The organism is Bacillus sp. AFS029533, from assembly GCF_002585125.1.
Lineage (GTDB): Bacteria > Bacillota > Bacilli > Bacillales > Bacillaceae_G > Gottfriedia > Gottfriedia luciferensis_B.
This window is the reverse complement of the sequence record NZ_NUQC01000027.1, coordinates 70401-83663: the sequence shown is the minus strand read 5'-3', so window position 1 is coordinate 83663 and position 13263 is coordinate 70401. Positions and strand designations below refer to the sequence as shown.

14 protein-coding genes are annotated in these 13263 nt (G+C 31.7%); 1 reads left to right on the top strand and 13 read right to left on the bottom strand.

Going from position 1 to position 13263, the window contains the following annotated elements; all coding sequences use genetic code 11:
• Window positions 1-318: 318 nt before the first annotated feature.
• The 4 genes from COE53_RS15870 to COE53_RS15855 form a co-directional block, all read right to left on the bottom strand.
• Complete coding sequence (locus COE53_RS15870; RefSeq protein WP_056466710.1) at window positions 319-588, bottom strand: stage VI sporulation protein F; 270 nt, start codon at window positions 586-588, stop codon at window positions 319-321.
• Between the two features lie 138 nt (window positions 589-726).
• Window positions 727-1764 carry an NAD(P)H-dependent glycerol-3-phosphate dehydrogenase gene (locus COE53_RS15865; RefSeq protein WP_069031861.1) on the bottom strand — a complete coding sequence of 346 codons (1038 nt, stop codon included), beginning with the start codon at window positions 1762-1764 and terminating at the stop codon, window positions 727-729.
• Between the two features lie 43 nt (window positions 1765-1807).
• Window positions 1808-3118 carry a ribosome biogenesis GTPase Der gene (der, locus tag COE53_RS15860; RefSeq protein ID WP_069031860.1) on the bottom strand — a complete coding sequence of 437 codons (1311 nt, stop codon included), beginning with the start codon at window positions 3116-3118 and terminating at the stop codon, window positions 1808-1810.
• Window positions 3119-3250: 132 nt separating this feature from the next.
• Entirely contained in the window at window positions 3251-3841 is a 591-nt protein-coding gene (locus COE53_RS15855) for a YphA family membrane protein (RefSeq protein WP_069031859.1), read from the bottom strand.
• A 128-nt stretch (window positions 3842-3969) separates the two neighbouring features.
• Between COE53_RS15855 and COE53_RS15850 the strand changes: the two genes are divergently transcribed.
• On the top strand, window positions 3970-4107 hold the full coding sequence (locus COE53_RS15850; RefSeq protein WP_069031858.1) for a YpzI family protein: 138 nt from the start codon (window positions 3970-3972) through the stop codon (window positions 4105-4107).
• Between the two features lie 47 nt (window positions 4108-4154).
• Here the strand turns inward: COE53_RS15850 and rpsA are convergent, their stop codons facing one another.
• The 9 genes from rpsA to COE53_RS15805 form a co-directional block, all read right to left on the bottom strand.
• A complete protein-coding gene (gene rpsA, locus COE53_RS15845) occupies window positions 4155-5273 on the bottom strand; it encodes a 30S ribosomal protein S1 (protein ID WP_069031857.1) in 1119 nt (372 codons plus the stop codon).
• A gap of 108 nt (window positions 5274-5381) precedes the next feature.
• On the bottom strand, window positions 5382-6062 hold the full coding sequence (gene cmk, locus COE53_RS15840; protein WP_069031856.1) for a (d)CMP kinase: 681 nt from the start codon (window positions 6060-6062) through the stop codon (window positions 5382-5384).
• 138 nt (window positions 6063-6200) lie between these two features.
• Window positions 6201-6386: a DUF5359 family protein gene (locus tag COE53_RS15835; protein ID WP_069031855.1), complete on the bottom strand. Its 186-nt coding sequence runs from the start codon at window positions 6384-6386 to the stop codon at window positions 6201-6203.
• Window positions 6387-6806: 420 nt separating this feature from the next.
• The gene (locus tag COE53_RS15830; RefSeq protein ID WP_069031854.1) at window positions 6807-7775 is read right to left on the bottom strand and encodes an asparaginase; all 969 of its coding nucleotides are present in this window, start codon (window positions 7773-7775) and stop codon (window positions 6807-6809) included.
• 505 nt (window positions 7776-8280) lie between these two features.
• Window positions 8281-9255, bottom strand: a complete 975-nt coding sequence (locus COE53_RS15825) for a YpdA family putative bacillithiol disulfide reductase (RefSeq protein WP_069031853.1) — start codon at window positions 9253-9255, stop codon at window positions 8281-8283.
• 141 nt (window positions 9256-9396) lie between these two features.
• Window positions 9397-10677, bottom strand: a complete 1281-nt coding sequence (locus COE53_RS15820) for a Glu/Leu/Phe/Val family dehydrogenase (RefSeq protein ID WP_069031852.1) — start codon at window positions 10675-10677, stop codon at window positions 9397-9399.
• A gap of 237 nt (window positions 10678-10914) precedes the next feature.
• Window positions 10915-11523, bottom strand: a complete 609-nt coding sequence (locus COE53_RS15815) for a genetic competence negative regulator (protein WP_025672362.1) — start codon at window positions 11521-11523, stop codon at window positions 10915-10917.
• 76 nt (window positions 11524-11599) lie between these two features.
• The gene (locus tag COE53_RS15810) at window positions 11600-12508 is read right to left on the bottom strand and encodes a MerR family transcriptional regulator (protein ID WP_091021083.1); all 909 of its coding nucleotides are present in this window, start codon (window positions 12506-12508) and stop codon (window positions 11600-11602) included.
• Window positions 12509-12541: 33 nt separating this feature from the next.
• Window positions 12542-13192 (bottom strand): hypothetical protein, encoded by a 651-nt coding sequence (locus tag COE53_RS15805; RefSeq protein WP_139116317.1) that lies wholly within the window; start codon window positions 13190-13192, stop codon window positions 12542-12544.
• Between the last annotated feature and the right edge of the window lie 71 nt (window positions 13193-13263).

Sequence of the window (13263 nt, the reverse complement as noted above, 5' to 3'; positions counted from 1 at the left end):
TGTTTTAAATTTATTTCCTGCTTCATAAAAAACCATTAGAACATATTCACTATTTACACCCTTTACAAACACCATCAAAATACCTCCTTGATAAAAACCATCCAAGGAGGATACAGGACCATTCACATATTTAAAAGGACAAAATAAAAAGAAAGAAAAAGTATAAATATACTCCTTCTTTCTTCGAAGCAAACTGGGGCAATTGCTTCGTAATCATCCTCGACTAACACCCACCAGAATACATCCGGTATAAGTCATTCTATAGTATGCGAAAATGTATGATTATGCACTAAATACATCGCTGAAGAATAAGCCCAATTATTTTTGTTTAAACATATTTGTTAATGATTGAAAATCTAATGGCATATTATTCGTAACAATCGCTTGAACGATTTTGTCTTCTTTTTCCTTAGAAACTTGACGACCTGTCATCAATGCAATTTGACGGACTAGTTTTCTAACTGTTGCTTCATCTTTAAAGTTTGCATCTTTTACTGAATCAGCGACTTTAAAAATATCTGATTTGCTTACATTTGCTTTCTTTTCAATCTTATCGAAGAAACCATTTGGATTATTATTAGTCACCATTCAAACCTCCTTCTTTTCTATACAACATATGCTATGCAAAAAAAGAGAAATGGTGAAACGCCTATTTTTAGTCCACATAAGAAAAAGCATTAAAACAAAGTTTTAATGCTTTTAAACTATCTATTTTAATAAAATTAATTACTCAGCAAGATCGCTAATATAATTTGAAGTACTTTCGCCCTCGTGTTTTTTTACACGAGACATAAGTGCATCAACTGCTAATTTTGGATTTTTATTTTCAAATAATACTGCGTGTAATTCATTAACAATTGGCATCTCTACATTTACTTGTTTTGCTAATTGATATGCAGCCTTTGTCGTTCGAACTCCTTCAACGACCATACCCATATTATCTAATACCTCGTCTAACGATTTGCCTTTCCCTAATAAATTACCAGCTCTCCAGTTACGGCTATGTACACTCGTACAAGTTACGATTAAGTCGCCCATTCCAGTTAAACCTGCAAAAGTTTGAGTATTAGCTCCCATAGCCTTACCTAAACGAATTATTTCTGCAAGTCCACGTGTCATTAAAGCCGCCTTCGCGTTGTCGCCATAACCAAGTCCGTCAGTAATACCAGCAGCAAGTGCGATAATATTCTTTAAGGCTCCACCAATTTCTACACCAATTACATCTTCGTTTGTGTATACACGGAAATAACCATTTGAGAATAATTCCTGAACAACTTCCGCATCTTCCATATTTTTAGATGCCGATGTTACAGTCGTTGGATGTCTTAAAGCAACTTCTTCAGCATGACTTGGACCTGATAATACAACTACTGATTTTAAGAATTTCGAATCTATTTCTTCAGAGATCATTTCTGAAACACGCTTAGAAGTATCAGGCTCAATCCCTTTACTTGCATGGATTATTGTAACCTCGTTCGTTAATTCATTATTTAGTTGTTGGCAAACTTCTCTTATTGCTTTGGTCGGAACAACAAGCAAAATATAGTTAGCTCCATTTATAGCTTCCTTTAAATTGACCGATGCTTTTAAATTTTGAGGTAAATTAATTTCCGGCAAATATCTTTTATTAGTATGTTGTTCATTTATTTCATTTATTTGTTCGGATTTATTTCCCCATAAAGTAACCGTATGCCCATTATCTGATAAAACCATGGCTAAAGCAGTTCCCCAACTACCCGCACCTAAAACAGCGATTTTTTCCAATTCAACACTCCCCTTCATAAAGAATCCATATTTCACATCGAATTTAAGCTCGTGCACGACCGATAATCTTAATTGGAGATCCCTCAAAATCAAAAGCATCTCTAATACGATTTTCTAAGAAACGCTCATAACTAAAGTGAAGTAATTCAGGATCATTTACAAAAACAACAAATGTTGGTGGTTTAATTGCTACTTGAGTTGCATAATACACTCTTAATCTTTGTCCATTATGTGTTGGTGTTGGATTCATCGCAATTGCATCCATAATAACATCATTTAATACATTTGTTGGAACGCGTAAACTATGGCTTTCACACGCTTTATTAATCATTGGTAATAAAGTTTGAGTTCTTTTCTTCGTTTTAGCTGATAGGAATACAATTGGAGCATAGTCTAAGAATTGGAAATGTGCTCGAATGTTTTCAATGAATTCATTCATCGTTTTTTCATCTTTTTCTACTGCATCCCATTTATTAACAACAATAACAACTGATCTACCTGCTTGATGTGCATATCCAGCTATCTTCTTATCTTGTTCAATAATACCTTCTTCACCATCTAATACGACTAAGACGACATCTGATCTCTCAATTGCACGTAAAGCACGTAGTACGCTGTATTTTTCCGTACTTTCATAAACTTTACCTTTTTTTCTCATACCAGCTGTATCGATAATAACGTAGTCTTGGCCATCTTTTGAATAAGGTGTATCGACAGCATCACGTGTAGTTCCAGCCACATTACTTACGATTACACGATCTTGACCTAATAATGCATTTACTAAAGAAGACTTCCCTACATTTGGTCGTCCAATTAAACTGAATTTAATTGTCTCCTCATCGTAATTTTCATCTTCTTGGTCAGGGAAATGTTTTACTACTTCATCAAGTAAATCACCTAGTCCTAAACCATGTGAACCTGAGATTGGAAATACTTCTCCAAATCCTAATGCATAGAAGTCGTAAATATCACTTCTCATTTCTGGATTATCGACTTTATTAACTGCTAATACTACCGGTTTTTTTGTTTTATAAAGGATTTTAGCAACTTCCTCATCAGCCGCTGTAACACCCTCACGACCATTTGTTAGAAATATAATAACATCCGCTTCATCCATTGCGATTTCAGCTTGTTGACGAATTTGCTCTAAAAATGGCTCATCACCAATGTCAATTCCACCTGTATCGATTAAACTAAATTCTTGATTTAACCACTCTCCTGAACTGTAAATACGATCACGAGTAACCCCTGGAATATCTTCTACAATTGAAATTCTTTCTCCCACTATCCTATTAAAAATAGTTGATTTCCCTACATTTGGTCGTCCAACTATTGCAACTGTCGGTTTAGACATTTAATTCATCCTTCCTAGCATAACTATGTACCATTTAAATCATCTAAATGAGTTTTAGTTTTGTTTTAAAAATTGATTTATTTAAATAACTTATCTATTTTAACAAAAAATATGAGAAAAGACCAATACACTTCAACTTTTTAGTAATTTTCTGTTTTTGAGACTTATTTTCGATACGTAAACTGCTATGAATTGAATTGCTGACAATAATAAAATGGACATAATTAAAGTATCAAACCAATTTAAATCTCCAATTATATATTTAAAATTAATCGACTTAAACGTAAAATAATTAAAAATGTCTCCCTGAACTAGACCAATTGTTATATAACGCATTTTGTCAAAATAGGATTTACTTAAAAAGAAAGAAAGTACTATTACAAAAAATGAACTGATTATCCTCTCATCAATAAAAAAACTTGCAGGATCATAAATCGAAAGCAGTGTAACTACACTAAATGTCATGCCTATAATCAGGCCTTTAAAGAAATGCACTATTTGTTCAATAAAATTTAATAAACTAATAAAGTAGCTTATGATAAAAATTATAATGATATATGAAAAATTTATTTCAATTGAAAATAGATCAATTGTGTAAGCTGAACCGCTAATTAATATAAGTACTCCCGCTAAATACAAGAAATTCTTCTTAGTTCGATCCCGAAAAATCAAAAGAAATAAAACAGTCATCCAAGAAGTAATGATAAATAGACTACCTTGCACACGAAAACCTCCTAATAGTACTAGTATGAACAATTCATATTTCAAAAATAATCAAAAAGAAAAGAAAGTGTATAAGAAGTTGCATTTAAAACGAATCTATAAATGAGATATTTTTGGAGGTGAAACGAGTGGGAAAAGATCGTCAAGAAAAGAAGCTTAAACAATCTAGAAGAGTTGAATCTGATCGAGATCAAAGCATTCATAACAAAGGTGCTACGCGTTTAGACACACCTGAGGAAGCAAGAGCAGAAAATCAACATAACTAAAATGTTCGAATTAAAAATCCTTCAGCAAATGGCTGAAGGATTTTTTATTATTTTTTAAATTTATTTAATTTATCACCAAGTAATTCGCTTAATTGGAAACCACTTTCACTTGGTTGTACGTATTTAGCAATATCCTCTTGAAGTTCAGCTTCACCAGCTTCTTTAATGCTTAATGATAAGCGTTTTTCAGTAGGATTAATTTCTAAAACTTTTACTTTTACTTCTTGACCAACTGTTAGGACTTCGTTTGGATTTTTAATATGTTTATCAGCAATTTGAGAAACATGAACTAATCCTTCAATTCCATTTTGAACTTCTACAAATGCACCAAAGTTTGTAAGACGTTTTACAGTCCCTTCAACTACTGCTTCTGCTTTAATGCTTGGATTTAATTGATCCCATGGTCCTGGCTGAATTGCTTTCATTGATAAAGCAATACGGTTTGTATCAGAGTCAATTGAAAGAACTTGAACTTTTACAGTATCACCTACAGCTACAATCTCTTCAGGCTTTGTAACGCGTTTATGAGACATTTGAGATACATGGACTAAACCATCAACACCACCAATATTTACAAAAGCACCGAAATTAGTTAATCTTTCTACCTTACCTTCAACGATTTGCCCTACTTTAATAGAAGAGTATGCTTGACGGCGATTTTCAATTTCATTTAATTGCTCAACAGCTTTATGAGATAGGATTACTCGATTTTTTTCGCGATCTAGTTCTTCAATCACTACTTCAAGCGATTGACCAACATAGCTACCTAAATCTTCAACGAATTTTTTTGAAACAAGTGAAGCAGGAATAAATCCACGAACGCCTACGTCTGCAATTAGTCCTCCGTTTACTTGCTCTGTAACGATCACTTCAAAAACTTCTTTACTAGCTAATTTTCCTTCTAATTGTTCCCAAGCTTTAACAGAATCTACAGCACGTTTAGAAAAAACAACTGTATCTTCCTCAACTTTAATAACCTTTAATTCAATTTCTTGTCCTACAGTTAGCGCGTCATTTACATTTTCAATATGTACGTTTGAAATTTCTTTTATTGGAAGAATACCATCTGTTTTTCCACCGAACCCTACGATTGCTTGCTTATCTTCAATTTGTTCTACTACACATGAGATAATTTCCCCAACTTCTGGCATTACTTTTTCAACCATGTCATATTCCTCCTTATGTTTTAAAAATGGATAGACCAATTATGTATTATCCTCTTTTACCTTCTAATAAATAAGCAGAAAAGTCAAGAAATCTGATGACTAATTCTTCTAAATATTTTTTATTTTATCTTCAACAATCGTTAATATTTCATTTACAACATCATCAATGTTTTTAGATGTAGTATCTAATGAGATTGCATCATCAGCCTTTTTCAATGGTGATACTTCTCTTTCCGAGTCAATTCGGTCTCTTGTTGCTATTTCTATTTTCAATTGTTCTAAATCACTTTCAAAACCGTTTTTAACGTTTTCAATATGTCTTCTTTGAGCTCGTTCATCCACAGAAGCAATCATAAAAATCTTAACTTCTGCACCAACTAATACATGAGTCCCAATATCTCTTCCATCCATTACAACCCCACCATTTACGGCATATTCACGTTGTAAATCGACCATTTTTTCACGAACTAAACTATGTTTTGCAACAAATGATACATTTCTAGTTACTTCTGGTGTTCTTATTGGCTCTGAAACATCAACATCATCAATGAAAACTTTTTGAGTGCCTTCTTCCGGAATTAACTTAATCGTTATATTTGAAAGTAAGTTACTTAAATCCATCTCGTTATTTACATCAATATTGTTTTGAATCGCTTTAAAGGTTAGAGCACGGTACATTGCACCAGTGTCTATATAAACATATCCTAATTTTTTTGCAACAATTTTTGCAACTGTACTTTTACCGGCAGCTGCTGGTCCATCTATCGCTATACTAATTTTTTTACTCATAAGTCCTCCTACATAAAAAAAGTGCTACTTCAATAGCAACCTTTAATCTTATCATGTCCTAAAAAAATAAAAACAAATAAAAATAAAGCAGGCTAGCCTGCTTTAATTTATATTACCATATGATTCCGACGAATTCATCTATTTACCAATATGATTATATACTTCTCTCGTTACGTCTTTAGCTTTTTGCGTAACGCCTTCATATAATTCAATTTTCGTTAAATAGACAGAAAGACTAGGGAATGATAAGACGTATTGACTTATAACTAAACAAAATAATTGAATAATAATTAATTTAAATAGTATTCGTTCGATTCTTTTCATTTAAAATCATACCTTTTTTATTACCAGTATGATTAGATTCATTTAATTTTATACACAATTTTGAATTTAAGTTTTAATTCATTTAACTTTTAACTGTATTAATCAAAAAAACCTTGTCAATAAATTACAAAATTTTCGTAAAAGGAGTANNTGGGGTCTTTAGCCTTCCCGTATATCCCATAGGAATCGATCATCCCTCCAAAACTAGCTCTTAAATATTTTTAACTTTTTAAAAATAAAAAGCACTAGATTTTGTTGACTTTTTAAAACTGTCATATTAACTTTTAAAAGCCTTAATAGACTATAAAGAAATTAAATATACAATCAAAGAGTTTTACTTAATATACGTTTGAACATTTGTGTTTCAACACCAAAAAAACGTGCTATGCACGTTTTTGAGAAATGTATAAATAAGTAAAATTATTTAGAGAATCCTTCGAGAATATCATTCACTTCGGATGCTAACATAACAGTTAATTTAATTCTTGCCTTTTTGCTATCATAATCTTTACCTAAAATAACACCTTTATTAACTAAATCATAGGCACTTCCGTAATAATCATAAGTCGGATATACTTCGCCTTCTTCAGAACTTGTTGTGATGACTACTTTAATGCCATCTTTAACCGCTTTTTCGATTTCTTCAGTCATATGTGGAGATACTTGTCCTCTTCCAACGCCTTCAAGGACAATACCTTTAGCTCCATTTTCAACAGCTGCTTTAATTAAATATCCTTTAGCTTCAATATAACATTTAATTATATCAACTTGAGGTAACTCACTTGTAATTTTGTATTTATCCTTTAATACCGGTTTTTGATAGATATGTACTTTATCGTTATCGATAATACCTAGGTATCCGAATCCAAATACGTTAAATCCTTGAATATTAGATGCATGTTCTTTTTTAACATATTTTGCAGTAAAAATACGTTCATTAAAGACAACAACTGTACCAACGTTTCGAGTAGATTCGTCAGATGCAGTATAAATTGCATGTCTTAAATTGATAAAAGCATCTGTACCTAATTCTCCTGGTGATCTTTGAGAGCCAGTAATAACAACTGGACGATCGTCGTCAATTGTTAAATCTAAAAAGTAAGCCGTTTCTTCTAACGTATCAGTTCCATGGGTAACGACAACCCCATCGATAGTTTCGTCTTGATAATATTCTTCAATTTTATTCTTTAATAACATCCAATGTTCGAAGCCTATGTGCATACTTGGAACTTGGAAAAAAGAATCAACAATTACATTTATATCTTTTGGTAAATTGAGCATTTCTGCAATTTCTTGACCTGACAATGCTCCAGAATCTAATTTACCTGATTCTGCATTTGGTTTACTTGCAATCGTTCCACCTGTTGTTATTAATACTACTTTTTTCATTTTAAGCACCTCATTTCACATGAAATTATAACATTTTAAAATTATTTAAGTAAACAGAAAACGGCTCGAAAATCTTTAATAAAAAAAACGTAGCTTAGCTACGTTTCAAAAACATTCTTGTAAATTAAATTTTCAAATTTTCGTAAAAGGAGNNCCCTTCGTTCCAATCAACTTATTCATCGAAAAAAGTCTGCAATAAACCCTAATCAAATATCCTTTACTTAGAGTAACCTAACTATTGTATATTAATCAGCTAAATCAGCTTGTAAGTCAATATATACCGAACTTTAATTAAACTAATCTACTGAAATTGTTTTTCTAAAAATTAGTCCATAGTATTTTTAACTTCTAAAAATGAAATCATTACTTGCTATTGGAATCATGAAATTAATCAACTATATTAACATTTAAAACTTTAATAGATCATCCAAAAAATGTTCATTTTATCATTAAATAAATGTTCATTNNTTAATGTCCGTTTTCCCTATTGACCATTTTTTTGAGATTATTTATTACTAACTAAATGAGAAACGATTAGGTCACCGTGAAAACGACCATTTTCTATAAATATTTCGTTTGCATTGTTTCCAGCAGCAATCACCCCTGCAATATAAATGCCTTCAATATTTGTTTCCATCGTTTCTGGATTGAATAATGGTCTTCCTGTTAGATCATCTACTTTTACGCCCATACTTTTAATTAATGTATGATCAGGATGGTATCCTGTCATGGCATAGACAAAGTCATTCTCAATCTCAACTATTTGTCCTTCTTTTTCGTATACTACTGATGATTCTTTTATTTCAAGTAGATTTGCGTTAAATTCCATTTTAATTGTTTCAGAACGGACAAGTGCCTCGAATTCTGGTAGAACCCATGGTTTAATACTTGGTGAATACGAACTGCCTCTATAAAGTACCGTTACATCTGCCCCACACTTTTCTAGTTCTAGTGCTGCGTCAACACTTGAGTTTTTCCCACCAATAACGACTACCTTCTGATTAAAATGTTTATGACCTTCAAAAAAGTAATGGGAAACTTTATTAAGCTGTTCACCAGGTGTTAATAAATAGTTTGGTTGGTCATAATAACCAGTTGCTACAATAACAGCTTTCGCTTCATAACGTTTTTCTTCACCGTTTATTGTAACTGATTCGATGATAAAATCACTTTTCTTATTAACCGTTTTTACCTCTTCAAAAGCATTAATTTTTATTTTATTTCGTTTAACAACGTCACGGTAATATGCTAGAGCTTGGTGTTTTTTTGGTTTTCTACCTTCAATAATAAATGGAATATTTCCCACTTCTAATTTTTCACTTGTACTAAAAAATGTTTGATGCGTTGGAAATCGACTGAGGGTATGAACTATATTCCCTTTTTCGATTATTAATGCAGTAATCCCCTTATTTTTTAATGCAAGATAAGCTGCAATACCACATGGTCCTCCGCCAATGATTAGAACTTCAACTTTTTCCATTTGAAACATCTCCAATAAACTAGAGTCTTAGTTATATTTACTATTACTATTTTACGTAAAATATTCAATTTGTCTAATAATAGCTAATCAAAAAAAACAAGATGGATATTCTCCACCTTGTTTTTATCAACAAATATAATCTTATACCCAGCCTCTGAATCGGCTAGCTTCAGCCATTTTACGCGCGCCAACCATATAAGCAGCTAATCGCATATTTACTTTTCTATTTACACTTGTTTCATAAATATTATTAAATGAACGTACCATAACTTTTTCTAATCGATCTTCTACTTCTTCTTCAGTCCAGTAGTAACCTTGGTTATTCTGTACCCATTCAAAGTAAGAAACAGTTACACCACCAGCACTAGCTAATACGTCTGGAACTAATAAAATTCCACGCTCTGTTAAGATCTTAGTAGCTTCAAGTGTTGTTGGTCCGTTTGCAGCTTCAACTACAATATTTGCTTTAATATTATGAGCATTATCTTTTGTAATTTGATTTTCAATCGCTGCTGGAACTAAGATATCACAATCTAATTCTAATAATTCTTTATTGGAAATTGTATTATTAAATAGTTTAGTAATTGTACCAAAGCTATCTCTACGATCTAATAAATAATCAATGTCTAAGCCGTTTGGATCATGAAGTGCACCATAAGCATCAGAAATACCAATAACTTTTGCACCAGCATCATGCATGAATTTCGCTAAGAAGCTACCTGCATTACCAAATCCTTGGATAACAACTCGTGCACCTTCTAACTTAATTCCTCTACGCTTTGCTGCTTCACGAATTACAATTGTTACACCTTTAGCAGTAGCTGTTTCACGGCCGTGAGATCCACCTAATACTAATGGTTTACCTGTAATAAAACCAGGTGAGTTAAATTCATCTATTCTAGAATATTCATCCATCATCCAAGCCATGATTTGTGAGTTTGTAAATACGTCTGGAGCTGGAATATCTTTAGTTGGTCCTACGATCTGACTAATTGCACGAACATAACCGCGACTAAGTCTTTCTAACTCACGGAATGACATATCACGTGGATCACAAACGATTCCACCTTTACCTCCACCATATGGTAAATCTACAATTCCACATTTTAAGCTCATCCAGATTGAAAGGGCTTTAACTTCATTTTCTGTTACATTTGGATGGAAACGGATACCACCTTTTGTTGGTCCTACCGCATCATTATGTTGAGCTCTGTAACCAGTGAAAATTTTCACTTGTCCATCATCCATGCGAACTGGAATTTTTACAGTCATCATACGAACTGGTTCTTTTAAAAGTTCATACATTTCATTTGAATATCCTAATTTTTCTAACGCTTCTTTAATAACTACTTGTGTAGGCGCTAGTACATCTAATTGTTCTTCAGTGTTGCTATTTTTCTCTGTAGATTTCTCGGCAACCATTGTAAACCCCCTAGAAATTTGAACTATGAAAAGATTCATTCATTCTGAAATTAGTATACAACTTTCCATCCCTTTTTGAAAGTTATAAACACATAGAAAACAAAATATAATATTCGTTTAATGTAAGCGTTTTCTAAGGTCATTATACTCCTATTTCCAAAATTTGAAAAGAAAAGAATATGAAGAAATACAATATATTAATAAAAAATTTACAAAAGTAAAACCTCTCGTAATAAATTACTGAGAGGCTTTATTTTTAACGAAATAAAAATGCAGTTGTTCAATAGCATTTTCTGAGATAAGTTCTTTACCATATTCAATAATACGATAAATAGTTCTTGTGGAAGGATTACCATATTCAGCTAAAATCGCATAAAATGTTTCACGATCTAGTCTTCCTATTTCATTCTCCTCGAACTTTAAGTAAAACGTATTTTCAAAAGAGAATAATCTCCCACCTAAAGCATCACATGAAACCAATTTTTCAGAAAGTAGGATTAGATCATCTAAAGTAGAAAACTCGTACAATATATGTTCACTTTCATCTAGGATTACTTCCATTGAGATAAAATCGTCTTGAAATTCGTCTTCCTCTTCTTCAATTTCATCGGATTTTGTTACAATTACAACCATTCCTTGAGCTTGAAGAGAGAAAACTTCAACGGATACTTTTCCATCTACTTCGAAACCTAGTTCTACGCTAGCTTCATGCATCATATCTTGAAAAAGCTGTTGAACTTTTGGTGCATTGTACCATAAGTCTTCTTTTGTCAGACCACGTTCAGATAAATCATCAGATGTAAGAAAAACTTTTATTTTATTGTAGTTCAACCGTTCCAACCTCATGAACTAGCCTCCTTGCTGCATTTACCATAGTACAGTTTATGTTTTTATATAATTTTGGTGATTCTAAAGTCAAAATTCATTTATAATTAAAATTCTGCTTTAACCACTCATCCCAGTTCGATTGTTGACTACCAATATAAAATTCCTGTATTGAATCCATAATTGGGCTCTCACAAGTTGAAACTGCGTGTCCACCAATTCCAATAATGATATCAGGTTTTATTTTTTTGATTATGATGGCTAGATCAATTGTTTTCTTTAAATTCTCTCTTAAAGTACAAGTCATGATAAATCCAGCTGGATTCACTTCATTTATTACTTGTTCAACATCATTTGAATCAATTGATGCTCCTAAATAAATAACTTGAAAACCGATTCTTCTTAAATAAATCGTAAAAATTAATAAACCTAATTCATGTTTTTCTTCTGGTCCACAAACTGCGATTAACTTTGGCAAATGTTTATTGTTAGGTAAATTTTGATAAATCATCCCTAATCTCGTTCTCAAAAAGGATGTTGCAAAATGTTCATGGGCACTTGTAATTTCACCATTACGACATTTATCACCTATTAGTATGAAAACCTTAGAAATAATTTTAAATAATACTTTATCTACAGAAAAAAGACTAAAAGCGTCATTCACATAATTGTGGGCTTCACTTTCTTCAAAAGATAATAGTGAAGAAACAATTCGATTTACTAACGCATCTGATTGAAGATTTTCCGTTAGAGAGCGATCATTAGATGATTTATGCTCTTTTGCTTCGTATAAATTAATTGCTTGTCCAATAGTAAACCCTTCATTAACTTTTTGAACGAGCCATTTTAAAATATAAACATGTTCTTCTGTATATAATCGATGGCCAGCATCATTTCGTACAGGACTTATAATATTATATCTTCTTTCCCAAGCTCTTAATGTACCTGGTAAAATCCCAACAATGTTAGAAATTGCTTTAATATTGTACTTTCCTATTTGGGCCAATTTTCTTTCCTCCTGCATGTAAACAACAAACACTTATTTCATAACTTCAAAATTTAAAACTGTTATTGTGTTTTGTTTGCGAATTCCCTTATTGTTATGTAGCTCCAAATATACCATTTTCTGATTTCGATTTACATTTAATTGACTTCTTTCAAACAGATAAACTTGAATACTTTCAAAATTACTACTATTACTATCCATAACTTCAGTATAGCTTGATAAAATACTAAAATCATCTTCATAACGCTCTTCAAGTGCAAAGTCTAATTGATCTCTCTTTGTTTTCACATCATCTAAACCAATAATCGAAAATTTAGTACCATTTTCAGTTTCAAATGAAGCACTTTTATTTTCTAAAATTGTAACTTTACAATCTAGTAATAATGCATTTAGATCCCTATAGTTGCCACTATAGTCAACATCATTCCACAAAAAATAGACAGGAGCAATAGTAGATAAATACTGGATGTTTTCATCTTTATATTTTTTTGACTTCTTTTTTGAGTAACCACTTAAAAGAATTAACGTATTAGGATTGCAAACTTTTTCAATCTCACTCAATTTAAAAGGAATATCGCCTATATTTGGAATCCATATAAACTGAATGGACTGTAATGAAACATCTAAATGTTTTATTTTAATTTTTTTATGTATAATTTCTAGCTTATTTTTTCGATTAATCAAAAGAATAATTGCTACAATTACTATGAGTCCGATCAATGATAATAATTTTATTTTAATTTCCCCCTTGTTTC